Below are 25,468 nucleotides of genomic sequence, written 5' to 3' on the forward strand. Positions count from 1 at the left end.
CTGAACGACAAAACTGAAATGTTCTAAACCACAAAAATATGCGATTCTGACAATTGAGACAATTTTTATAGGCAAGAATCGGGCAGAATAAAATCTATTCGCTTATTTTGTATGCTGATATTCCTAATTGGAAATAAAAAAGCATATAAAAATGAGCAAAAGAATCTTATTCTTCATTTTGTTTTCGTGGCTGGCATCGGCAGCTTTTCCTGCTTTTGCGCAGCAGAAAACCGACACGGTCTACACTTTCCGCTTCGTGCCGCGAAAAGACATGTTCTATGTGCCATGGAATGACAATGGCAAAGAACTTGCGCGTCTTCTGGAGTGTATCGAAAGTAACAAACCGGATATAGTGGAGGGACGGCTGCCTCTTTACGTGGACGGATACTGTAACTCCGGCAAGTCGGAACGGGCAAGCCTCGCTATCGCCGGGACACGTTCCAACCGTGTGAAATCAGAGTTGATTACCCGGAAAGGACTGCGTGAAAACAACTTCATCACCCGTAACCATGCCTCGAAGGGCGACTTCGTGACGGTGCGTATCATACTGCCGAAAGAGAAAGTGCCGGTTATTGCGGAGGATACACATCCCGGTTACGAGGAAGAAAAGGAACAGTCACACCGTGAAAACGACAAGGCTACAGAAACAATCCAAGACACAGAGGGGGCAAAGGTGTCTACCGGACAGGAAAATCAGCCTGAATCCGTACTGTCGGCATCATCCACAACTTTGGGATTATCACTGCGTGCCAACCTGCTGCGTTGGGCAACCCTCACGCCCGACCTCGGTATTGAGTGGCACATCAACCCGTCATGGGGAATATCCGTGAACGGCTCGTGGACTTCGTGGTCGTGGAATGACAAGGACAGAAGATACGCCCTTTGGGAAGTGGCACCGGAACTCCGCTATTATATAGGCAGCGAGAAACGCGGCTACGTAGGTGCTATGTACAAAGTCGGCTCATTCAACTACAAGCTGTCGGAGACCGGCAAGCAGGGCGACATCATGGGTGGCGGCATCACCGGCGGCTACGTGCTGAAACTGAACAATGCCCTCTCGATGGACTTCTCCTTAGGGTTGGGCTATATCCATGCCGACTATGACAAGTATGTGGTCATCAACGGCGTGAGGGTAAGGCGCGGCAGCGGAACAAAGAACTGGTGGGGCCCTGTCTCGGCGGGTGTCACCCTGGTGTGGAACATCTTTTAGCGGAAAGGAGGAACAATGAATACAACGATAATCATACGACAGATAAAGGAATATACGGGAGCATACGGAAAGGCTTATACCTTATTATATCTAATAGGTGCGGTGACCATACTGACCTCGTGCGTGAAGGACGACCTCTATGACACGCCGCACCCCGACCGTGGGGCGGTGGTCGTAACCACAGACTGGAGCGGAAAGAGCACCGAGGCGGACATACCGCAGGCATACACACTGCGCATCGGCGGGAGGGAACAGAACGTGAGCGCGGCGACCAACGTGTTCGACGCGCTGCTCGCGCCCGGTGGCTACGGCCTGACGGTGTACAACTCCCCGGAGGGGATTAGTATCGACGGAAACAAGGCAACGGTGAATCCGGTGGATCTGACGGGTGCAATAGAGCCGCACCCCGGCTACCTCTTCGCCTCGCACCAGGACATCAGCGTCGTGGCGGATGACACCCTGCACGTCACCGCCCCGATGAGACAATACGTGCGCAGGCTCGACATCGAACTGACCGCCACGGAAGGCGACTACAGCCGTGTACAATCGGCTACGGCAACGCTCTCCGGCGTGGCTTCGGCAGCGGATATGGCAACAGGCGACCGGAGTGCAGCGGCACAAGTAACAAACGCTTTCAGGCAGGACGGCAACAAGTTCACAATCTTTTTCCGACTGCTCGGCATCGTCCCGACGGAAACGCATACGCTGACGGTGGACATCACTTTCAACAACGGTGACACGCAGCGGGTAGTGAGCGACCTTACCGAAGACATAAGGGACTTCAATAACGGCACCAAACCGGTTAAACTCACGGGTAATCTGCTTTTGCCCGTAGAGGCCGGGGTAACGGGCGCAATCATCACGGACTGGAACGAGGTAGAAAGCGGCAATGGGGATGCTAACTGACGATAAATATTTCTCCAAAAAAAACAAGATTATGACAATGAACATGAGGTTTTTCATTATTGCAGCAGCGGAACGCTATTGGCTGCGTGTACACAAGAGAACGAGGTACGGAACAATCCGGTGGAAGCACGAATCACGGCAGGCGTGAGCGGGCCGAAGACCCGTGCTGTGGACAACGGGTGGAACGCCGACCGAATCGGCGTGATGGTGGTGGATGCCCCTGGCACGACCACGACCATGGGCGGCAAGTACAAGAACGTGGGATACGCGACCACGAGCACCGGCACCAACGCGGACTTCACCCCGATGACGGCGGGTGGCGGCATCTTCTTCGAGGACGCTTTCCTCGAGTTTACTTTTGCCGCCTACGCGCCTTACGCATCGGGCGCAAACGCCTCCACCCTGCCTGGTACAGACGGGAAGATTACGGTAAATACAAGCAACCAGCCCACGACCACGGAACAGGAGAAGGTGGACTACATCCATGCCACGGGAGCCAAGGCCGATAAAGACAGCCCGACCGTCAGCTTCACGGACAACACCGCCGCGGGCGGCAGCGACTGCTCCTTCAAGCACAAGATGGCCCGTCTTATCCTCAAGGTGCAGGTGTCGAACACCGACGGTTTCGACGACACTGCCGTGCTGGAATTCGCCGACTACAAGCTGGGCGGCCTGGTTCACGAGGGAACGTTCGATGTGAAGACCGGTACCGCCGCGACCGCGGGCGGCGTTGTGAGCGACTGGATGTTACGCCAGTGCACCGGTGCCCCGAAGACGGCCACGGACAAGTGCGTGGCAACCTTTGACGCCGCCACGGGCGTGATGACTTTCACCATGATCCTGCTCCCGCAGACACTCGCCAACGCTTTGGTGCTTGAGATATCTCCCGATGACGGGGAATACCAGAGCTACTCCAACAAGGACATGATCAAACCCGCGTTGGAGGCCGGTTATTCTTATACCTACACCATCACGGTGAAGAAGACGGGGCTGACCCTTAGCGGAAGCACCATCGAAAACTGGAACGACGGTGGTAGCCATGCGGGTGATGCAAAAATGTAGTGTGTCTGAAAGCCACTGCCGTGCATCAGGCGTAAGACGGAGGCACGCCATATATAATAAATGGTGCGGCAGCCCGCGTCGCAACGGGCAGTGGCACAAAACGAAATAAATAAAGACAATATGAAAATAATAAGGAACATAGCGAGAAGGCCGTGGCCGCGCATCGGCGGCTGGTTGCCGGTTGTGATGCTCATCTGTGGGGTGCTCGCTTCCTGTAGCAGTGAGGATGAAAGCACCGCGCCCCTGCCCGACGGCAAGTACCCGCTGCAACTGACGGCGGAGGTGGCGCAGCCGCAGACCCGCGCCGGAGGTAAGGATGCGTGGACGGGCGGCGAGGAGATTAGAGTGTCACTGGAAGGCGTGTTTGGTAACAAAACATACGTGATGGACGCATCGGGCAATGCAAGCCCGAAGGATGCCGATAATGCCTTCTATTGGAAGAACACCGATGAAGCCCGCGTCAGTGCATGGACCCCGGACATAGAATCGGAAACGGATATTTCCGACCAAAGTGGCGGGTACGCCGCTTTCGATGTCCTGTACGCCAGTGCCATAGGGCGTTATGACCAAGCCATAAATCTCCGTTTCATCCACCGCATGGCGAAAATCGAAGTAATTCTCAAAGCTGGCGAAGGCATTACGGAAGAGGAGTTGGAGGGTGCGACCGTCACCATTTTCGGAGACCCGCTAACGCACTCAACCGCCGGCTTGGTTGCACCGGGAGACCAATCGGACGGCGAGATAAAGCCCTATTACGATGCCGCAACGAAGAAATACGAGGCATTGGTGCCGCCACAGAACATGACGGGTAAGCCGCTCGTCCGAATCAGCATCGGCAGCAATGACTTTACTTACACTCCCGAAACAGAAGCTGCCGGCAAATTTGGGTTTTTCGGTGGCAAGCGGTATGCCTACACCATCACCGTGAAAGCAAGCGGAATAGACGTGCAGGCGGTGACCGGTGGCACGTGGGTTGCATGTGGCGAGGAGAACGTCACCTCCAAAAAGGTAAAGCAAAGTTTCACAGCTGACGAACTTAAAATCGGCGACTACTTCTATTCCGACGGGACTTGGAGCGACGGCGGCCTGCGCAAAATCTATACTGACGGCAGTATGAAGATAGCAAGCCCCAAGCCTGCTCCCGTACTCCAAACAAAAAGTGAAATAGAAAGAAGAGTCATCGGTATCGTTTTCCAGACGGACCCGAGCCGTATCGGCACTGCCGAAAAGTCCAAATTGGGCGAAGGGAATGTGCATGGCCTTGTAATGGCCTTAAAGAACACCGCAACAGATATCCAATGGAGCCATGAAGAGAATAATTTGGAAGACGTGAAAGACTGCTGGTCCAAGTCTGAAATCTACTCTGACATCAGCGGTCTGCACAATTACACCAAGATTCTTGACCATGCAAATAGTATCGGTGGAATTGAGGCATATCCGGCCTTCGAAGCCGTCGAGAAATGGAATGATATGTACAGTATAAATGAATACCGCCCACCTCGTAATACCACAGGCTGGTTTATTCCTTCCTCCGGTCAGTGGTGGGACATCCTTCAGAATCTGGGCGGTTGTCCGGCTATGGCGGATAAAGGTCAGCAAACCTCGTCGGATTCCGGTGATTTCCGTTGGCTAGGTCAAGGCGATGTTCCAGCTGCCTTGAATGCTTGGATGAATAAAATTGCAGCCGACAGCAAGAATGATTTTACCACCGGTGACCGTTTTTGGTCGTCATCGGAGTTAAATCAGTTCCGCGCACGGAACTGGAACGTGTACTCCTCTGATTACGTGTGCTGCGACTTTGTCTATAAGAAATGGAGTAACGCTGTCCGTCCCGTCCTTGCTTTCTGAACTATTTGCCTATTTAGTCCTTTAAGAATATGAAGATACAAAACATATACCACCTCTTGCAAGCTGCGTTGCTCCTGCTGCTTGTATCCTGCACGCAAGAAGAGTTCCCTGCCGTGCAAGACAAGGCGCAGCAACTGACAATCTCCGTTACCGATGGCGGATATACATCGGCTGTTGAGAATATGAAAACCCGTGTCGAGACCCGTGCCGTGGAGAACGGCTACACCACCGAGTTCACCGAAGGCGATGCCTGCGGATTCTACATGGTGCGCGGCGGAAAGCCGGTTTATTCAAACGTGAAGCTGACAGCCGAAAAGGATGCCGCCACGGGCGGCATCATGTGGAAAACCGACGGTACGACGCTTGCCGCCGGAATGGATGGAGAGAGCTACTACCTCTACTATCCTTATCAGGCGGACATGGCGGGCAAGACTGCCACACCTGCGGAGGGGGCGGTCATGACCGATGCCGAGTTCTTCAAGCCGCTCATTGATGGCTGGCAACCCGGGGACGACCAGAGCACCCATGCCGCTTACACCGCCTCCGACCTGATGACAGCCGGAGGCTCAACGACAGGGACGGGCAACACCATCCACCTCTCTTTCGCCATGAAACACCGCATGGCGTTGGCCGTCATCGAGATGCCGAAGACCGTTTACAAGTTTATCGACGCGAATGTTCCCGACTACACCGTGGGGGCAGAAGCTACGTTCACAGGCACCGCCAAGCCGCTGCGCATGGCTGACGGCACTTACCGCTACTTGGTGCACTCGTCCATGCCGACTATCGAGGGATGTTATGACGGGGGGAACAGGGAGTTTACCATCACCACGTCCGCGTCCCATCCTGTCGTAGGGGAATACAAGAGATACAAGGTGGACGGCGCGGCGGAAACCATAAAGAACGTCACCTATGCCGAATCGGGCATTGCCCGCATCGGAGACTTCTACTGCACGAAAAATAACGGTACGACGGGGTATCTGATTCCGAAAGAGGCGGACGAAACGACGGTGCAGGCGGCTAAAGTCGTCGGCATCGTTTTCCAGACGGACAAGAGCCGTATCGGTGCAAAGGAAAAAGAGAAGTTAGGCGGAGAAGGTAATGTCCATGGCCTTGTCATGGCTGTGAAGAATATCGCGACAAGACAAGCGTGGGGCCTTTTCGGTATGGATGAGGGGCTTACAACATGCAGGACGAAAGCCGATAACTACAACGACATCAGCGGTTACGGAAATTGCGAGCATATCCGCACCAATCGCGGCAACTTCGACAGTTATCCCGCATTCAAGGCCGCCTATGATTATAACACGACCTGTCCGGTTCCTGCGACCACGACCGGCTGGTATCTTCCAGCCTCCGGCCAATGGTGGGACATCCTGCAAAATCTGGGCGGTTGTCCGGCTTTGGCGGACGTTACCCAGCAAACCTCGCCAGACATCGCTGGAGAATTCCTCTGGAAGAGCCAAGGAGATGTTCCCGCCGCTTTGAACAAATGGATGGAGAATATCGCCGTTGGGGACAAGGATACATTCAACAACCTCGTCTCGTTTTGTTCGTCTTCGGAGCACTCGAAGTACCACACATGGTACTGGATTTTGAACAACTTCCAAGGCATGGTGCGCTGCATCTGGGCAAGTAAATTCGACGGCAGTGACAATGTGCGTCCCGTCCTTGCTTTCTGAGAAACCGGTGTACTGACGACTGTTTCCAAAAGCTGTTAGGACAGTATCCGGATAAAGAAAGGAGGAAGTGTTGTATGCTCTTCTTTCTGTTGGGATAAGAAGAATAGAAAGATATTGTTGAGTTTTGTTGCAGGTCGAGCTTGCAAGGTCTGCCGTGGTGAGAATTTGCTTTTTTAAAGGATAAGTAAGCGGTTGAGCAAATACATCTTGTCATAATATCCTTTCCCGTTTATCTTTGTGTGCAAAAAGGATTTATGGCAAAATATATGACAAGGGAGGAGTTTTTCCATATTCTTCTTCGACAACGCCAAAGCAACTTAACGGTAAAGGATTTTTGTGCGAATGAAGGATATAACCGTTCCCAGTTTTACGACTGGCGCTCACGTTTCAATATATCGGACGAGGAGCTTAAATCCGGAAGTGTCCCCACAGCTGGCATGGATGGTTTTGTTCCGATAAGCATAGACAACAACAATGTGTCTGCACCAACGTTCCAGTCCAAACCTGCCTTGTGCCCGCAAAAGACAGAGAAAACTTCCGGTAAATGTACTGACAACTCGGAAATATCCCTGGAGCTTCCCAACGGGATTAAAATGAAATTTAAGGGCACGGGTGGTTGTAAAGCCGCTTTGAGCCTGCTCACTAAACTGTGTGGAACATGTTTTGCCTGAACGACTCCATGCGTTACTTTTTATGCCCCGGCAGTACCGATATGCGTAAGGGCATGTTCAGCTTGAGCGGTCTGATCCGGGAAAAAATGAACGGGGATGTCCGGAATGGAGATGTGTACATCTTTATCAACAGGCTGAAAAACCGTATAAAGCTTCTGCACGCAGAAACGGGAGGTCTGGTGATGTACGAGAAACTGCTTGAGGAAGGAACTTTTAAAATCCCCGCTTATGATCCTGAAACCCACTCGTACCCCATGACCTGGAGTGATCTTGTCATCATGGTGGAAGGCATCAACGAGGACAAACGAAAGGGAAGGCAAAGACGGCTCTCCGATCTGAAAAGACACTGGCAAATATCTGTAAACAAATAGCTTGCCGGCTTGCTTTTCCGGTTGTTTTTCACTACCTTTATACAATCAAACAGGATATTGAATGACAACGAAAGAAGATGGAGATATTCGATAGCATACCGTCCATAATCATAGAAACATTGTCATATATACGGGAAGATACAAGACATCGCCGTCCTTGCGCATATCTTTCGTGTAAACCAGATATTTGTTCCTTATCCGGGAAGAGAACTTGCCGCAAAAGGCATCCAGCGATGTATGCGCCTTATAACCGGATGACTTGACTTCGACGGGGCTTACCTTGTCACCATCCGCAATCAGAAAGTCCACCTCATAGTTATGCTTGCCGCTGCCGGTGGGAAAAGTATAATAGTACAATTCGTGCCCGGAAGCCTTCAGCATCTGTGCGACAACATTCTCATAGACATACCCGAGGTCTGTGCTCAACTTGTCAGCAAGCAGCTTATGGTATATTGTGTTGTCGGTAAACTTGCTGTCCCAGAATGCGAGAGTGACGAACAGCCCCGTATCGCCTGCAAACATCTTGTATTTGTTGGGGTCTTGGTGCAATGCCATTCCCACACTCGGGTCATTGGCATGGTAAGCCATGTTGACCACCATCGATTCCCTGACTTCGGAAAGTATCTCTGCCAGTGCGGAATTACGCGTGCCATCCGTTGCGCTCCATGCCAAATACCTGTTGGCATTGCCCGTTAACTGGGCCGGAATCTGGCGGAATATCTTGGAAGCGTTTCCCGTCGGGTCGATTTTGTTGAAGTCATCCTCATACAAGGTTATTATGGAACGCTTCACACTGTCTACTTTTTCCAGATTGTTGGTTTCAAGATAAACTACCACGGCCTGTGGCATGCCACCGACAAGCATATACAACCGGAAATCACGCATCAGTTTGCGGTTCGTAGCATCTCCCAAGGATGTTTTGTCGTGAAAACAGCCTTGGAGCAGTCTGATGGTGGTCGTATCTCCTAGTGCCCACCTGAACTCCTCATAATCCATGGGAAACATGTGGAGTTTGACCTCCTCGCTTGGGATCAGGATGTCCTTGACATTCTTGCGAATTGAAATCAACGAGCCGGTCTCTATGTAATCATACCTTCCGTCTTTCACAAGATACTTGATCGCCTGCCTCGCTTTGGGTGCAAGCTGGACTTCATCAAAGATGATGACAGACTTCCGTTCCTTCAACTCGACACCGTATTCCAGTTGCAGGCGCATGAAAATTCGGTTAAGGTCGGACACGTCATTGAACAAATCCCGGATTTCTGTCGAACATGCGGCAAAATCTACCAGTATATGAGTTTCGTATTCGTTAGTTGCAAACTCTTCAGCAATGGTGGATTTCCCGACACGTCTCGCACCCTGTATCAATACGGCAGTCCTGCCTTCATCCGTCCGCTTCCATTGCAGAAGCTCATTATATATTTTCCTTTTGAATATCATATATCTGCACAGTTATCAATATAGAACAAAGATAACGAAATCTGCATATATCTCAAAATGTTTTCTTTGTAAAATGACATAAATCTCAAAATCTTTGTATGATAAAAGTGAATCTCAATTTTAATATTTTTAAAAATAGCCTGATTCTCAAAATGCTTTACTAAGCAAACACCTTATCCACCAGATTGACGGCTTCCGTCTTCTTGCTGTCAACGATTTGTAGGTTCATCGTTTTGCCGGAGGATATGGAAACGAGTTGATCTGGGAACGGGTAAAGAGAAGAGCGTTTTTCAGGGTATTGGCTGTTATGATTGTGTTGTTGTTTTACAGATATAAAAAATGAAGGAATAAACAAAGGAATCGGCAAAAAAATTACAAAAATCATGAAAATTTGCAACCCATTCGCAACCTTCTTTTTTGTTTTTTGGAGAAAACTATCATTTAGGTTCAAGTAATTGGCATTCAATAGCCTAATGAGTTATGAAATGCAGTAGGTAATGATTTGGCGACCTATCTTCTGCAATGATATACAACGCTTTGCATAACTCGAATAACCTGTTGCAAAGATAAGGGTATATCGTGAGAAAAAAGATTTTTCTCCAAATTATTTTCATAGAGCCGTCCGTTGGGGCGGCTTTTTGTTTTCCGTGTATTCTGTTTCTATGATAAATGCAGTCCCCGAAGACTACGTTTTTTGTTTTCGCCCCGCTTCTCCGTCTGCACATCCTCCACTTATGCCCGTGTATTATGTCGGGATCGGTTGTTCGTTGTCAGCGGCAAAGGTAGTTCCGGGCTTCCACGGACAAAAAAGGTCGGGGCGGCAAGCCGTTTAGACGACAATCTCCACACTTCCATTTCATTGCAGGTAGTATTCTCGCCATAAAACCTTGTTTGTCCTAAGCCCTACCTTTTTACGCCACTGAAACGAAAACGACCGACCCGACGGAAAGACGCATAAAAAAAATGTCGGATATGCGAGAAGCAGGGAAAAAGAAAATGGAAACTCAACTTCCTCACCTCTGGAATCCGCATAAAATCAAAAAAAATCAGATAAGATGAAACTGAGATACAAAATATCAATTTGGGTGGCACTTGCACTCGCAGGCTCTCTCCTTTGGGGCGGAAGCGTCTGGCTTTGGCTGGCAGGGATATGTGCAGGGAAATTCCTCATTCGGCTACTCCTAACCATTGGATCGGCGGTTTACTGTTTTCTGTCATCGCCCTGGTATTCCTTATGCCGGTATTGATGTCGTATGGAAAGAAACCGGTGAGGGATAAGCTTAATCGGTAATAAAGTCTTTGGATTGATGGGTGTAACTGCCTTTGGAAGGAATGATCAGAATCAGTAAGGAACCTAAGATGATGATTCCTCCGTAAATATAATCCTGGGTATCCAGCTGTGGACGCATGGCGGCATAATAGAGGGCTGCGATCACTTCCAGTAAATAAGTGAGCACAGGTTGAAAAGCACGTACAGCCATAAAGGTTTCTGAGGTGGAAAATTTTAAAGTTGCATAATAGAGGTAAGTAGTGGATGCATTGATGAATAAACCGGCCAGACAGGCGCTGATAATTGTTTCCGGATGGATCATTTCGGGCAGATCGGGGAGGAGCGTTAGAAAACTCAAAAAAGGAGGGAGCCGATCCCCGAGAAAAAATTTCAGGAGAGCTATGGCAAAGAAAAAGACGATCAGGGACAGGCCTCCGTAAAACATCGTATATCCTGAAATACCGCATTTTTGCCGGACGCTGGTATCCGGATTCCAGATGGTGGTTTCCTCCACGACGATCGAGCGGATGCAACTGGCTGTCGCCGACAGCAACACCAGGATGGAGACAATCACACGCATGTGTACTGGAAGGGAAAAAATAAATAATATAAATCCGAGCAATATAATGAGAATGCCCAGGAAATCCCCTTTATAAGGTATTCTTCGAAAAATGGCATAGGCCAGAATGTAAGTGATTATAATCTCTATGTTGAACAGAAGACTGGTCTCTGTCGAAGTGATATAAAGGAAGGTAGAGATCATCGTGAAACTGCGGATGATCTGCATAATGGTGTACAGCCAGGAGTATTTTACTCCGCTTTTCCAGTTTTGGGGCATGACCTGTTTGCGGATGATCATTAAAGTGACACCGGTGGCGAAAATCATAAAAGAGGTGAATACCATAATATTGACATCGTATTGCAAAACACAAAACCGGTTGACTACATTTAGAATGGCCCAGACGATAACAGTGGATAATGCGAGAAGTACACCTTTCATAGATCTTGTTTTCTAAAGCAGTTCGAATGTCTGTTGTACGTAGAAATGTAAAGATAGTTTAAGCTTTGGCCAGAGCTTTGTTCGGTAGTGTTGGTATACCGTGGCCGGTGTGCTGCCTCTGACGGTTGCTGTGAGTCGGATAAGTACTGATAGGGGCCGTTCCTTTTCCAGGTATACAGAGATACATAGAAAAGGAACAGCGTGAACAGAGTTTAACGTTTGGGACGGAGAAGATCCAGGCCATCACTTCTTCTCCGTATTTTTCACTGTATACACCGATGACCTGTACGTCGGAGACCCCTTCGTGGACGATCAGAAAATCTTCGATCTCTTTGGGAGAGATATTTTCTCCACCCCGGATGATCAGGTCTTTGATACGTCCGACTATACTCACATAGCCGTTTTCATCCATGACGGCGATATCACCGGAATGAAGCCAGCGGGTTTCGTCGATGATGGCTTTGGTGTCTTCGGGATTATCCCAGTAGCCTAACATCACCGAATATCCCCGGGTGCAGAGTTCCCCGGCTGTACCCCGGGGGACGATTGCGCCGCTTTCCGGATCTATGATTTTAATCTCTACGTGGGGGTGGACGGTACCTACCGTCGTTACCCTCAGTTCCAGCGGATCGTCCGTACAGCTTTCGGTAGAAACCGGAGAGGTCTCTGTCATGCCGTAACAAACACAAATTTCTGTCATATTCATCAGGGATTGTACCTTGTGCATGGTATCGATCGGACAAGGTGCACCTGCCATGATACCTGTTCGGAGAGATTTTAAATTGTATTTGGCGAAATCGGGCAGATCCAGTTCTGCAATAAACATGGTCGGGACACCGTATAAGGAGGTACACCTTTCATTTTCGACAGTCTGTAACACCTGTTCCGGATCGAAAAATTCTCCGGGGATAACGATACAGGCCCCGTGAGTGACGATAGCCATATTGCCCAATACCATACCGAAACAATGGTAAAAAGGAACCGGCAGACATACGATATCTTTTTCCGTGTATTTCAAGCGTTCCCCGATGAAAAATCCGTTATTCAGGATATTGTGATGGGAGAGAGTCGCTCCTTTGGGATAACCGGTTGTACCCGAAGTATACTGGATATTGACAGGATCGTCGAATTGCAGGGAGGCTTCCCGTTCGGCCAGTCGGGCATCGCTCACCTGAGAAGCGCTCGATAAAAAAGTTGCCCAGTCGCGGTCGATGATGACGGTTTGTTTGGGATAAAGACAATCCGGACGGAGCTCGTCCAGCATTTTGATATAATCGGTTTTCCGGAAGTGGGAGGAAGCGATCAAAAGATCGATCCGGCTTTGTTCCAGGGCATAACGCAAACCCGAAAGTTTGTATCCCGGATTGATGTTTACCATAATAGCCCCCATCAAGGCTGTGGCATATTGTACCAATACCCATTCGTAGCGGTTCGGTGACCAGATGCCTACCCGGTCGCCCCGGCGAATCCCGTGGGCCATCAAGGCCTTGGCTACCTGTTCGACTTGTTCCAGAAATTCACTGTAATTGGCCCGGTATTGTTGATACTCGGAAATCAAAGCAGTCCGTTCCGGAAATTTTGCTGCTATTTGTCGCAGATTCTGACCGATTGTCTCTCCTTTCAACGGAATATCTGATATTCCGCAGGCATAGGATAATGTTGCTTGCATAGCTATTAATTTATTGTCGTGTTTTGTGTGCGACCACAAAATAACGACAATAAAATGAAACAACATAGCTTATTTATCAATAAATGAGATATTTACACAAATGACGTCAAGGTGTGCAAAAATTTTTGTCTTTATTTCACAAACCGGAAATAAGTGTGAAAAATAAATGGATGGTTTCTATGCCCTGGAATATCGATAAGCGACTTTTCAAACTTGAGCTGTCTTTTGAAAAAAGAAAGATTGGCGGAACTTCATTTCCTGATCCCTGTTATCGATCAGAAACGAAGCTCCGCCAATCGGCAGAATGACCCTCAAAAGGAGGTTAACTACAACAAACCGTTGGATAGTCTCTTGTTATCAATGAGCCCACTCAGCGAAAAAATCGTTGCCTTTGTCATCGACGATGATGAAGGCCGGGAAGTTTTCTACGCGGATTTTGCGGACAGCTTCCATACCGAGTTCTTCGAAATCGACCACTTCGACCGATTTTATGCTGTTCTTAGCCAGAATGGCTGCCGGTCCACCGATCGATCCCAGATAGAATCCGCCATGCTTTTTGCAGGCATTAGTGACGTCGATCGAACGGTTGCCTTTGGCTACCATGATCATAGAACCACCTAAAGACTGGAACAGATCGACATAAGGGTCCATACGCCCGGCTGTCGTCGGTCCGAAACTACCTGATGCCATGCCTTTCGGAGTTTTGGCAGGACCGGCATAATAGACCGGATGTTTTTTGAAATATTCGGGCATCGGTTTGCCTTCGTCGATCATTTGTTTGATCCGGGCATGGGCGATGTCCCGGGCAACGATCAGGGTCCCTGATAGGTTCAAACGGGTTTTCACCGGATATTTGCTCAGTTCTTTCAATACGTTTTCCATCGGTTGATCGAGGTCGATATTGACCGCCGGAGTTAAAGCAGGACTTTCTGCCGGCAGAAAACGTGCCGGATTCTTCTCGAGTTGTTCGAGGAAAATCCCTTCTTCCGTGATTTTACCTTTGATATTCCGGTCGGCACTACAGCTGACTCCGATGCCGACAGGACAAGAAGCTGCATGACGCGGAAGACGGATCACACGTACATCGTGTACCCAATATTTACCTCCGAACTGGGCTCCGATACCTTTGTCCCGGCAAATCTTCAAGATCTTTTCTTCCCATTCCAGATCCCGGAAAGCACGGCCACCTTCATTACCCGAAGTGGGGAGATGATCGTAGTAGCCTGCCGAGGCTTTCTTGACTGTGGTCAGACAAGCTTCGGCCGAAGTGCCGCCGATGACTACCGCTAAATGGTAGGGAGGACAGGCCGAAGTACCCAGATCCAATACTTTTTGCTGGATAAATTTAGTCAGGGTTTCTTCGTTCAATAAAGCTTTTGTCTGCTGGTAAAGGAAAGTCTTATTGGCAGAGCCCCCTCCCTTGGTGATGAACAAAAATTCGTATTTATTGCCCTGTGTGGCATAAAGGTCGATCTGTGCCGGCAGATTGGTCCCGGTGTTTTTTTCTTCTGTCATGGTAAAAGGCACTACCTGGGAATAACGCAGATTGCGGTCCCGGTAAGTTTCGAATACCCCTTTGCTGATCGCTTCGGCATCATTGATCCCGGTCCATACGTTTTCTCCCTTTTTACCGATACAAATGGCCGTACCGGTATCCTGACAGGTCGGTAGTTCCCCTTCTGCCGAAACCACTTGGTTCATCAACATGGTGTGGGCAACGAATTTATCGTTGTCACTGGCCTCCGGATCTTTCAGGATGTCGGCTAATTTTTGCAAATGAGCGGCGCGCAGGTAAAAAGAGACGTCTGCATAAGCTTCGCGAGCCAATAACTCTAACCCTTCACGCTCTATTTTTAAAATCTTACGTCCTTCACATTCGATCGTTTTTACATAATCTTTTGTCAAAAGGCGATACACTGTGGTATCATTTTCAATAGGAAACGGTTCCTGATACTTAAATTCTGCCATACTTATCTGGATTGATTTATGAATTCATTATTTGCGCAACGAAATTAAAATTAATAAATGAAAATCCCGAGAGTTTTAAAGAAAAATTTCTGTAATTAGAAATGATCTGAATAAATCATGGAGGAATATATGGATTTTACTATTTTTGTAAAAATTAACGGCAGAATAGTTTTATCCGTTTATACTTTTTTATTTTGAATATGAATACTGAGGTTGTTTTTATTATTATCGTTGTTTTTTTAGTTGCTGATTTTATTGTAGAACGGATTTTGGAATGGGTGAATATGCGGGCTATGGCGCCTGTATTACCTGAAAATCTTAAGGGAATTTACGATGAAAAAGAATATGCACGTTTTCAGAATTATAAGCGCGAAACGAATCGTTTCGATCTGATCAGTTCCACTTTTTCTTTTATCGTGATGATGGTGTTTTTGTGTACAGGAGGTTTCGGTTGGTGGAATGCCTGGGTGGTGACCTGGACAGATCAGGCGGTTTTACAGACCTTACTTTTTATGTTGGGCTTGTCGCTGGTTTCCGGGCTACTCGGTTTGCCTTTCGATTGGTATGCTACTTTTCATATTGAAGAAAAATATGGTTTCAACAAAACGACAATGAAGACCTATGGATTGGATTTACTCAAAGGAATGTTGGTTTCCGGGGTGATCGGCGGACTGTTGCTGTCGGCTGTCGTCTGGTTTTATGAATGGGCTGGTTCTTTCTTTTGGTTGTATGCCTGGGGAATAGTTTCTGTATTCTCGGTTTTTATGGCTATGTTTTATTCCCAGTTGATTGTGCCTTTGTTCAATAAGCAGACTCCTTTGGAGGCCGGGGCTTTACGGGATAAAATCAATGCTTTTGCAGAGAAAGTGAGCTTTAAACTGGACAATATTTTTGTAATCGACGGATCGAAGCGTTCTACGAAGGCAAATGCTTATTTTACCGGTTTCGGTCCCCGCAAACGGATTGTCTTGTATGATACCCTGATAAAGGATTTGACCGAGGAAGAAATTGTTGCTGTCCTGGCCCATGAAGTCGGACACAATAAAAAACGGCATACCGTTCAATTTATGCTGGCATCTGTGATTCAGACCGGTGTGATCCTTTGGTTGTTTTCGCTTTTTGTAAACCAGCCGGCTTTGTCAATGGCTCTGGGAGGTGACCGGGCCTGTTTCCAATTGGGATTGATCGCTTTTACCATCCTCTATTCGCCGTTGAGTATGATATTGGGATTGGTGATGAATGCCTGGTCGCGGAAAAATGAATATCAGGCAGATGCTTTTGCTGCCCGGTATTACGATGGTGAATCGCTCATTTCCGGCTTGAAGAAGATCTCTGTGAAGTCTTTAAGCAATCTCACCCCCCATCCACTGTACGAATGGGTATACTATTCGCATCCCTCTTTGTTGAAAAGAATCAGGGCGATCGGACAGGTAGAAGCTGTGGATGCCGAGTAAATCCGGTTTACCTGAAATATAGGTATGTTTTTTCTTTCTATTCCGATTCCGGATTTTATACCGTCAGACCGGTCCGTTAAGACTTTCGTTGATTTTATCGGTTTTTCTCCTGTTCGGAAAAACAAAATCTTTTGTTTTTCTTTCGCTTATTCGAAGAACTCACTGAACGGCGGAACCCCTTACTGCGCAAAAAACTTTACGTTACGTTTCCGTCAGACACCATCGGTCGTTCGAAAAACCGAACCGGATACTCGTTCCCGCTCCAATGGTCTTCCGGCATTTTATAAACTCCAATTCATACTTCCCTCTCGAACTCAAGCGTATAAACGAAGCTATCGGCCCGGTAATAGCCGATATTCCATTCCAGAGGGCGTCCCCCCGGGTCATATACAAATCGTTTTCGGATGAGTATAGCGTCCCCGGGCTTGATTTCAAGCTTCTGAGCCAGAAATTTGTCGGCAAGCTGGGCACTGATTTCTTCTTTCGAAATTTTTGCAACAGAACTATAATCTTGTTCTAATATTTCGTATAGGGGACGGGAAAAATCTTCATTACCGGTCAGCCCTATCCGGGGATTGAAATAAGAGATGAAATAAACGAACGGAAATTCCGGATTACCCCGTAAACGCTCCAGTTTTAATATTTTCTTTTCATCGGTGATGGAGAAAAAACGACAGATCTCTTCTGAAGGAAGCGCCCAGCTGGTATGTAATTCATAGTTGGTCGGTTCGATTCCCTGCGCTTTCATTTCCTGGGTGAAACTCAACCAGTTTTTGGCTTTCGAGCTGACCGATTGGTTGACTACTATAGTACCGATCCCTTTTTTTCGGACTAATAACCCTTCAGTGACCAGGTTGTTGATCGCCTGGCGCAGCGTATTCCGGGAAATTCCCAATTGTTTCGACAAATCTACTTCGTTGGGTAACATCTTCCCTTTTTTATACTCCGGTTCCCGGATGATGTTCCTCAATTGATTTTCTATTTGTAGATATAAAGGTATCGCACTATTGTGATCGATCGATATTTTCATGATTGAAAAATTTAAGCAAAAGTAGGAAAATTGTATTTGCGAAAGTAAAATTTCATTCTTATAAATCAAAAAAAGTAATTGTTTTTTAGTAGTATGTTTGGATAATATGCTGATCGTTAGTTTGTTATTTGTTCGGCTTGTGTCGGTAAAACAATAAAAAGAGATAAACTTTGTAACAATAAAAAGAATGCACTATATTTGTCAATGTATAAATGTCTATACATATTAATGTGGGTGAAATAATGGAATATTTATTAGGAATCGATATCGGGGGAACTCATGTAAAAGGTGGGATTGTCACAGGGACTACCGGGAAGATGGATCAGAGGACTATAGTTTATGAGAAAATAGATGCCGGAGGCTCTGCTACTTCGATTATAAAGGGGATACTTCGGGTGATTACAGCATTGAAGAAAGGGCGTTCTGAAAACGAATGGCGGGGTATAGGAATTGCTATACCCGGGCCTTTCGATTATACCCGGGGAATAGCTGCTATTCATGGGGTACGAAAATTCGATGCCTTATTCGGTTTGGATTTGAAAGAGGAAATAAAAAGGGTATGCAGTTTACCGGTTGTCTTCCTGAACGATGCTTCTGCTTATGCTTTGGGAGAATATTATGGGGGAGCGGCTCAGGGGAGTGAGAGGAGTATGGTCGTTACGGTCGGGACCGGACTGGGAAGTACGTTTATGGCCCGGGAAGAAATATTGGACGAAACGACGCCCGCCGTTCCGGAACACGGATATTTGTATAATATTCCTTTTCGGGATAGTATTGCGGACGACTATTTTTCTACCCGCTGGTTTGTAACGAACTGGAATCACCGCTTTCCCGATAAAGCGGTGATGGATGTGAAGACATTGGCGGAATATGCTTATCGGGGAGAACAGGCTGCTAAAGTCCTGTTTGAAGAGTTTGCCGATCATTTTACCGGATTTATAGCTCCTTTTCTGAGACATTTCTGTCCGGACTGTTTGGTGCTCGGGGGAAATATCATGCGGGGTGCCGATTTATTTCTGGAACGGATAAAGTCTGAGTTGGAAACCCAGGGGATCGGAGTGAGAATAGATACTTGCCGTTTATGGGAAGATGCTCCGCTGATCGGGGCGGCGATGTATGCGAATCAGGTCTTGGGCCGGAGTGGGATGGAAGAAGAGACAGTAAAGAGAAATACAAAACAGTATCTGGCTCCTATGAAAGCCCAGGCAACTCCCCGGGGAGTTTATGATTTGTATCCGGCTTTTCCGGTCGGGGAGAATAAGATCTGTTCTGGGATAGGGTGTTTGGCCGATTGGATAGAGCGACACGGGCAGGTGGTTATCGATGGTTATGGAGGAGTGTTTTGGGACGAACTGGTGAGCGAACTGGGAGATGAATTTCGTCGGAGAGGGAAGTGTGTACGCTGGTTCCGTACCGATGTCGCGATGCGGGATGCTCGGACGTTGGAAGAGATGCTCGCTCCCGATCTGGGAGGAGAAGATCCGTTGTTCGGCCGGGTGACGGAGAGACAATTGAGGGATTGGTTTGATCCCGGGAAGTTGAACGCTTTTAGGCCGGACCAGGAGGCCGATATCAATGTGCTGATCGGTATAGGAGCTGCTTTGGCCGGATGGAAAGCACCTTTGATCTATGTCGATGTACCTAAAAATGAAATACAGTTTCGCATGCGGGCCGGGTGGGTGAAAAATCTGGGCATGAATAAACCGAAGAATAATCAGCAAACCTATAAACATTTTTTCTTTGTGGATTGGGTTGTGCTGAACCGGCATAAAGCGGAGTGTCTGCCACAGATAGAGCTGATTGTGGATGAACAACGCAGGGGACAGCAATTGCTGATGATGAGCGGGGAGGATTTGAGAGAGGGATTACACCGGATGGGAAGAAATTTCTTCCGGGTTCGCCCTTGGTTCGAACCCGGCGCATGGGGAGGGCAATGGATGAAACAACACATCCCGGGATTGAATGAAGAAGTGCCTAATTTAGCCTGGTCTTTCGAATTGATGGTTTTGGAAAATGGACTGATGTTCGAAAGTAACGGATATCGCTTGGAAGTTTCTTTCGATTTTCTGATGTATAACGATTACCGTCAAGTTCTGGGAGAATCGGCCGATGTGTTTAAAACCGATTTCCCGATTCGTTTTGATTTTCTGGATACTTTCGATGGAGGTAACCTGTCGGTACAGTGTCACCCCCGGACTACGTACATCCGGGAACAGTTTAATATGCCTTTTACACAGGATGAGACGTATTATATCCTGGATAGCCGGCAGAATCCCCAGGTTTATCTGGGATTTCAGGAAAATATCCGGCCTGAAGAGTTCGGCGAGGTATTGAAACAGAGCCAGGCAGAAGGTAAGACGATAGACATTGAAAAATATGTACAGAAATTTCCGGCACACAAACACGACCTTTTTCTGATACCCAACGGAACGGTTCATGCTTCCGGAAAGAATTGTATGGTACTGGAAATCAGTAGCGCTCCGTATATTTTTACTTTTAAAATGTACGATTGGCTGAGGTTGGATTTGAATGGGAAACCCCGTCCGCTGAATGTACAGCGGGGAATGGATAACCTCTATTTCGAACGGAAGGGAGAACGGGTGGCAAAAGAACTGGTTTGTCATCCCGAGGTATTGGAAAAAAACGAACATTATACACTCGAACATCTGCCGACCCATGAAAAGCATTTTTACGATGTCCATCGGTATACCGTCGAAGATGCGGTGGAAGTGGAAACCGAAGGGAGTTGCCAGGTTTGGATGGTGGTGGAAGGGAAAGCAGTAAGGGTGGAGACTCGCGAAGGAATGAGGCAACGCTTTAATTATGCCGAAACGTTTGTAATTCCTGCTGCTGCCGCTACTTACCGGATTATAAATGAAACACCGGGAGAAAAGGTGATACTGGTAAAAGCTTTTATCAAAAAAGGATATGGGTTTGAATAAAGTCGGAAAGAAGTAGGATACCGGCAAATTCAGAAAGGGATTTTGCGTACATCGGTTTTGCATCCTTGTAGAGGGAAAATATACTTGTAAATTTAATATATGAGGGTGTCCAAAAAGGCAAAATACCCCCTTGTAGAATCGGATATTTGATTTCAGTCTCCAATAGGGATACGAATAAATCGAGGGTGCCAAATACTTTTTGGACACCCTCAAAAAAAATTCTATAGACGGATGGTATGAAGAATAAGATGCAAATACTGGGACGTATATCGTTGGGATTACTGATCTGTATAATACTGGGACAGGGAATTTGGTTGTATCGGGTACGTGAAATGGAAAATCATGGATTCGAGCAGACGGTCGGCCGGGGACTGAACGATATCTTGTGGGTGGAGGTGATTTTCCTGATCGGGTTTATCGTTTGTTTAGTTTGGCAAAGGGTTGTGGCGAAAAGGATTGAACGAAGGACACTGGTACAGATGATGGGGAAGACACCTTCGGAAGAGATACCTTTAACGGAGTGGATGGCAGTGATCGACGGTAAGCTGCAATGCGAGGGGATTGCTTTGTCTGTGGAGGAGGAATTGAAATTGAATACGATAAAAACGCACTTGGTGGAAATGGCTGAAACCATCGATATGCAGCAGAGTGCTTTAAAGACCTCGGTATGGAAAATCGACCGGGAAAATATCGATCTGAAATCGGAGATGGAAATGATCGTTGAGTTGTTTTCTCTGATCCGGCCACAGGCACTGGTGGGTTACCAAATCGACGAAGGAGCGGAATATCCTTGTTTGGATAAGGTATATTTTTATTATCTGATCCTTTGTTTGGTAGATAAAGCTATTGTATCTGCCGGAGTTCACCCCGTAGTGAGGATCGAATTTTATACCGACAAGAAACATTATATGTTGACAGTCGAAGATAATGGCAGGAAAATAGATCCGGGAGACAGGCAGCCGGAACAATCCACCGGGGCGGGACTGGCCTTCGTCGTACAGCAAGTGGTCGGTGGTTATGGAGGAAAAATCCGCTTTATAAGTAAACCGAACGGAAACAAGTGTGTGATCACTTTACCACAGAAACGGAATTAATTGAAGTACGAAACGGCGATTACCGCTCGCTCCTCTTTTCTTGAAGGAAGGGCATAAAAAATAGAGAGGAACTTGAGAAGAGAGTCTGGCAGACAATCTTACTTCAAGTTCGCTCTCCTCTATAGTATAGCAACAACACTAGAGATGGAGTGTTATAATCTCGGAATGATTGTTTTCCTGAGATAAGGCATAAATGGTATTTTCTTCGGCGCTATAGCTGATCGAAGAACAAGCATTTTCCAGGCGGTAAGTACGCACGTGCGAACCGTTCCAGTCGAATACCAGTATGGTTTTGCCTTTGTCGACGTCCAGATTATGTTGTTTTAGCGTCCGTCCTGAATACAGGGCATAGATGTAATCATCCGATACAGCCAGATCACAGAACCCGAAAATATGATATTTGGAATAATTGACCGGATGGACTAAACCACGGCCTTTGGGACGGTGACGGTTGAATTTTACCTTGGCAGGGGTCAGATGCACTTCATTGACACGGATCAGTTCGTTACCGTTGATTTCACAAATGTCCAGGCAACCGGTTTGCATATTGGCGCAGGCCAAGCGTTCGAGCGTCGGTTTTACTGCTAAGGTATTGCTGGCATAAAATGCACTTTTGAGCGTATCCGTCAGAGTGGGATCGGCACAGGCCGGATAACTTACACTATAGGTGTCGTCTCCGGATACTTGACTGATGCAATAACGGCCTTGGGTATAAACTCCGGTCGACAGCAGGCGGTCACCGATCCGGATGGCTCCGATAGGGGTCTTGTTGTTGTCGGTGAGGGAAGTGAACGTAGGCTGGTAACCCGGAGTCGCATATTCGTTCAAGTTAATTTCCACGAACTTTTTAGTTCCGAAATCGAATGCCGAAACGATGTCTCCGTTTAGGTTCATACTGATAAAATACATGCCTTCTCCTTCGTTTCTGCCTGCCGGTACTAAACGGGTAACGGTTCCGTTTTCGCTGTCATAAATGGCGAAACGGTAAGCGCTACTGGGAGTAAGAAAAGCATATAAGTTTCCTTTTTTTACAAATTTATAAGGAGAGATAATGTTCAATGCCTCCACATCGATTTTGTCTGTTTGGGCATATTGAAGCTCTGTCACCTTCGTCCGTACTAACGGAGAAGATTCGGTCTCTAAGGTCGGATCGGATTGACAACTGCCGAGCAGAAGAGCAGGGATGATGAAGTAATATAGTTTTTTCATATCAATTGTCCTTCTAATTAATGTTATTCTTGTATGGCACTTAATCCAAAATGATCACCTACAATACCATCTGAGTCAATACCAAAACAAAAAGCCCCTACATATATACATGTAGCATCCGGATCAATAGACTCGTTTTCAGCTAAAGCATCTATATTATCAAAGGTAATATTGGTGATGGTAGATTCTCTAGAAAACATAAAATTAATAGACAGTGTGGTCAGAATAATAATTCCTCCCATAAAAATTCTGGCTTTTTTTCTCATTTTTATAAATATTGATTGTGACAGTACAAAGTTAGGAAAGATTCTTAATTTTGTAAAATTTTTTTTTGTTCTATAATATACTCTAAGCTAAAGTATGAAGAATAATAGTATAAAAACGATGGGACAAATGTCCGTTGTCTTATTAATATGTGTTTTATTAGGACAAGGAATCTGGTTATACCATGTACGTGAAATAAAACTTAGGGAGTTTCGTGAAAGTGCAAATGAAGTTTTATTAAATACCACTTATAAATATTTATATGATGAAGGTCTGAATTATGCTAAAAATTATAGATTAACATATGGTTTAACAAAAGATCATCATTTTTTCTATTGGTATTATGATAATAGAAAGAACATGATCTCGATTAAATCTCCTGATATGGTAGCTGAATTAGGAAAATTGGTAATTTATGATTGTTTGAGTGAACATGGATTATTTGATGTTTTTAGATTGAATGAATTGTATATAAATTATTTAAAGGAAAAAGGTATTATTGAAAATCCAACATTGAAGGTACTGAATATAGAGGGAAAAGAATTATTGTCTACTGAAAATTTTGGAAAATCCTCTAATTCTATTATGACCCTTCCTATCGAGTTAGGGTATGAGAATAAACATCAATTATTAGCAACCTTCGAACTTCCCTTTGTTTTCCGTGCTTTAAGTGGTATTTTATGGGTTGAATTGATATTCATGATCGGTTTTATCTTCTGTTTGGTTTGGCAGTGGTGTTCGATACGGATGACAGTGCGTAGTGCGCGGATACAAACGATGGGAATGACGCATTTGGAACATGAATTGAAGAAGCCTTTGGCAACGATGATTTCGGTAGTAAATGGTATTCTGGAGGGGAAAGATTCTGTCTTATGTCCCCGGGATACGACAAAATTGACTATGGTAAAGGCGCGTTTGATGAAGATGGCGGATATCACCGATACGATGCTGACTTCTCTAAAGACTTCTGTATTGATGATAAACCGGGAAGTGATCGATCTGAAATTCGAGATGGAAATGACGACCGAAATGTTTTCATTGATCCGGCCTTACGCACGGGTGGGTTACCGGATTGCTGAAGGACTGGAGTATCCATGTTTAGATAAAATATATTTCAATTATGTCGTTGTTAATTTGGTGGATAATGCCATTAAATATGGCGGTACTCATCCCGTGGTGAAAGTTGACTTTTATACTATCGGTGACAATTATGTGCTGACCGTCGAAGATAACGGTATGGGAATCGCACCCAAAGATCAGAAGCAAATTTTCAAACAGTTCTACCGTGTAAAAAATCAACAAGTGACCAAAACTACCGGTTTCGGACTAGGCTTGACTTTTGTCCACAAAGTAGTTTGTGCATACGGAGGAAGTATCCGGTTGGAAAGTGAATTGGGAATCGGCAGCAAGTTCACCATCACCATACCTCAATAGCTCACGGGGACAGGGCAGTGAGCTATTGTTACGCTTTTTCAATTTTCTCAACCGGTAACCCTGTATATTTGGATATGGTGTCGTACGGTAAACCGTCTACTTTCATTTGGCGGGCTATAACGAGCTTCTCTTTTTCTATACCTTCCACAATTCCTTCTGCTCTTCCAACTTCTATGCCTTTTGTCATTCCTTCTTTAATTCCTTTTGCCATTCCTTTCCGGATAGCGCTGTTATATAGTGTTTTCTCGACACTGATGATATCCCAGAATTTTTCGTAACCCAAAAGCTGTGCTTCGGTGAAAGCAGATTCTTCTACGGCGTTCACGGCTTTTTTTACTTCCGGATTGGCCAACAGCTCAGGCGGCACTTCGCGGGTATGTTCATTGATTTCCGTCAGGAAACGAAGCCAGAGTACTTGCATTTTCTTCTCAGAATAGGTATGTGGGTTGAATTTGGGCAGTTCGACGAAAATCAAGTGTAGGCCTTCGATCACTTTTTCAGTGTGTTCCATGTGTACTAGCTGATAATAATGATAAAAGCCTTCGAGCTCAGGCTCGAATACTTCATTTACCAGATTCAGCGAATATACCGGCTGCAACAGTTCGTATTCCTGACCGGTGTCGATTTGCCGTACATAGGCCTTCGAAGCATTGAACAATACCCGTTGGCGAAACTCCGGAGACCAGATCATTTGCATCTCGACGATAAACTGACGTCCTTCTGCATCGCGGCAGCGGACGTCCACGATACTGTTCTTGCGTAAAGGATTTTCCGGTACGAGTTCGGCCGGAAGGTATTCTATCTCCCTGATCTCATGCCTGGGGTTTAAGGGCAACAGGGCGTTCAGCAAGCTGATCACCAGGTCGGGATGCTCGCCGAAAACATGTTTGAAAGTCAGATCGGCTTTAGGATCGAGATAACGCATAAATTTCCTTTTCTTTTTA

Annotated in this window: 21 protein-coding genes; 12 read left to right on the plus strand and 9 right to left on the minus strand. The window is 46.5% G+C overall.

Annotated features, from left to right (window positions below; genetic code table 11):
* Positions 1-151 precede the first annotated feature (151 nt).
* From ODOSP_RS02565 to tnpB, 7 genes are all read left to right on the plus strand, one after another.
* Positions 152-1,210, plus strand: a complete 1,059-nt coding sequence (locus ODOSP_RS02565; RefSeq protein ID WP_013610850.1) for a DUF3575 domain-containing protein — start codon at positions 152-154, stop codon at positions 1,208-1,210.
* A 15-nt stretch (positions 1,211-1,225) separates the two neighbouring features.
* Positions 1,226-2,116, plus strand: a complete 891-nt coding sequence (locus ODOSP_RS02570) for a FimB/Mfa2 family fimbrial subunit (RefSeq protein ID WP_013610851.1) — start codon at positions 1,226-1,228, stop codon at positions 2,114-2,116.
* A gap of 120 nt (positions 2,117-2,236) precedes the next feature.
* Positions 2,237-3,178, plus strand: a complete 942-nt coding sequence (locus ODOSP_RS02575; RefSeq protein ID WP_244264135.1) for a fimbrillin family protein — start codon at positions 2,237-2,239, stop codon at positions 3,176-3,178.
* 120 nt (positions 3,179-3,298) lie between these two features.
* Positions 3,299-5,026, plus strand: coding sequence for a fimbrillin family protein (locus ODOSP_RS02580; protein ID WP_013610853.1), 1,728 nt, complete (start codon positions 3,299-3,301; stop codon positions 5,024-5,026).
* Between the two features lie 29 nt (positions 5,027-5,055).
* Positions 5,056-6,708, plus strand: a complete 1,653-nt coding sequence (locus ODOSP_RS02585; RefSeq protein WP_013610854.1) for a fimbrillin family protein — start codon at positions 5,056-5,058, stop codon at positions 6,706-6,708.
* 254 nt (positions 6,709-6,962) lie between these two features.
* Complete coding sequence (gene tnpA, locus ODOSP_RS02590) at positions 6,963-7,379, plus strand: IS66 family insertion sequence element accessory protein TnpA (RefSeq protein WP_013610373.1); 417 nt, start codon at positions 6,963-6,965, stop codon at positions 7,377-7,379.
* Complete coding sequence (gene tnpB, locus ODOSP_RS02595; RefSeq protein WP_013610374.1) at positions 7,367-7,750, plus strand: IS66 family insertion sequence element accessory protein TnpB; 384 nt, start codon at positions 7,367-7,369, stop codon at positions 7,748-7,750. Before tnpA ends, tnpB begins: the two co-directional genes overlap by 13 nt.
* Before the next feature lie 108 nt (positions 7,751-7,858).
* On the opposite strand, the gene ODOSP_RS02600 is transcribed toward tnpB, so the two are convergent.
* Positions 7,859-9,190 carry an ATP-binding protein gene (locus ODOSP_RS02600; protein ID WP_013610855.1) on the minus strand — a complete coding sequence of 444 codons (1,332 nt, stop codon included), beginning with the start codon at positions 9,188-9,190 and terminating at the stop codon, positions 7,859-7,861.
* A gap of 160 nt (positions 9,191-9,350) precedes the next feature.
* A complete protein-coding gene (locus ODOSP_RS02605; protein ID WP_041556309.1) occupies positions 9,351-9,641 on the minus strand; it encodes a hypothetical protein in 291 nt (96 codons plus the stop codon).
* 604 nt (positions 9,642-10,245) lie between these two features.
* On the opposite strand from ODOSP_RS02605, the gene ODOSP_RS02610 reads away from it, so the two are divergent.
* Positions 10,246-10,437, plus strand: a complete 192-nt coding sequence (locus ODOSP_RS02610) for a hypothetical protein (protein WP_046403958.1) — start codon at positions 10,246-10,248, stop codon at positions 10,435-10,437.
* A gap of 33 nt (positions 10,438-10,470) precedes the next feature.
* On the opposite strand, the gene ODOSP_RS02615 is transcribed toward ODOSP_RS02610, so the two are convergent.
* The 3 genes from ODOSP_RS02615 to ODOSP_RS02625 form a co-directional block, all read right to left on the minus strand.
* On the minus strand, positions 10,471-11,460 hold the full coding sequence (locus tag ODOSP_RS02615) for an EamA family transporter (protein ID WP_013610856.1): 990 nt from the start codon (positions 11,458-11,460) through the stop codon (positions 10,471-10,473).
* 58 nt (positions 11,461-11,518) lie between these two features.
* Complete coding sequence (locus ODOSP_RS02620) at positions 11,519-13,129, minus strand: AMP-binding protein (protein ID WP_083813712.1); 1,611 nt, start codon at positions 13,127-13,129, stop codon at positions 11,519-11,521.
* A 357-nt stretch (positions 13,130-13,486) separates the two neighbouring features.
* On the minus strand, positions 13,487-15,097 hold the full coding sequence (locus ODOSP_RS02625; RefSeq protein WP_013610858.1) for a fumarate hydratase: 1,611 nt from the start codon (positions 15,095-15,097) through the stop codon (positions 13,487-13,489).
* A 200-nt stretch (positions 15,098-15,297) separates the two neighbouring features.
* Here ODOSP_RS02625 and ODOSP_RS02630 point away from each other — a divergent pair, with 200 nt between their 5' ends.
* Positions 15,298-16,551, plus strand: a complete 1,254-nt coding sequence (locus ODOSP_RS02630; protein ID WP_013610859.1) for a M48 family metallopeptidase — start codon at positions 15,298-15,300, stop codon at positions 16,549-16,551.
* Between the two features lie 295 nt (positions 16,552-16,846).
* On the opposite strand, the gene ODOSP_RS02635 is transcribed toward ODOSP_RS02630, so the two are convergent.
* Complete coding sequence (locus ODOSP_RS02635) at positions 16,847-17,575, minus strand: GntR family transcriptional regulator (RefSeq protein ID WP_197699712.1); 729 nt, start codon at positions 17,573-17,575, stop codon at positions 16,847-16,849.
* Between the two features lie 248 nt (positions 17,576-17,823).
* On the opposite strand from ODOSP_RS02635, the gene ODOSP_RS02640 reads away from it, so the two are divergent.
* Both ODOSP_RS02640 and ODOSP_RS02645 read left to right on the plus strand, forming a co-directional pair.
* Entirely contained in the window at positions 17,824-20,523 is a 2,700-nt protein-coding gene (locus ODOSP_RS02640; protein WP_013610861.1) for an ROK family protein, read from the plus strand.
* 236 nt (positions 20,524-20,759) lie between these two features.
* Entirely contained in the window at positions 20,760-21,617 is an 858-nt protein-coding gene (locus ODOSP_RS02645; RefSeq protein ID WP_013610862.1) for an ATP-binding protein, read from the plus strand.
* Positions 21,618-21,755: 138 nt separating this feature from the next.
* On the opposite strand, the gene ODOSP_RS02650 is transcribed toward ODOSP_RS02645, so the two are convergent.
* A complete protein-coding gene (locus tag ODOSP_RS02650) occupies positions 21,756-22,826 on the minus strand; it encodes a BF3164 family lipoprotein (protein WP_013610863.1) in 1,071 nt (356 codons plus the stop codon).
* A gap of 23 nt (positions 22,827-22,849) precedes the next feature.
* Positions 22,850-23,092, minus strand: a complete 243-nt coding sequence (locus ODOSP_RS02655; RefSeq protein WP_041556311.1) for a hypothetical protein — start codon at positions 23,090-23,092, stop codon at positions 22,850-22,852.
* A gap of 382 nt (positions 23,093-23,474) precedes the next feature.
* Here ODOSP_RS02655 and ODOSP_RS02660 point away from each other — a divergent pair, with 382 nt between their 5' ends.
* Complete coding sequence (locus tag ODOSP_RS02660; RefSeq protein ID WP_148233350.1) at positions 23,475-24,524, plus strand: sensor histidine kinase; 1,050 nt, start codon at positions 23,475-23,477, stop codon at positions 24,522-24,524.
* A 28-nt stretch (positions 24,525-24,552) separates the two neighbouring features.
* On the opposite strand, the gene ODOSP_RS02665 is transcribed toward ODOSP_RS02660, so the two are convergent.
* Complete coding sequence (locus tag ODOSP_RS02665; RefSeq protein ID WP_013610866.1) at positions 24,553-25,449, minus strand: Rpn family recombination-promoting nuclease/putative transposase; 897 nt, start codon at positions 25,447-25,449, stop codon at positions 24,553-24,555.
* Between the last annotated feature and the right edge of the window lie 19 nt (positions 25,450-25,468).

The organism is Odoribacter splanchnicus DSM 20712 (assembly GCF_000190535.1).
GTDB classification, from domain to species: Bacteria; Bacteroidota; Bacteroidia; order Bacteroidales; family Marinifilaceae; genus Odoribacter; species Odoribacter splanchnicus.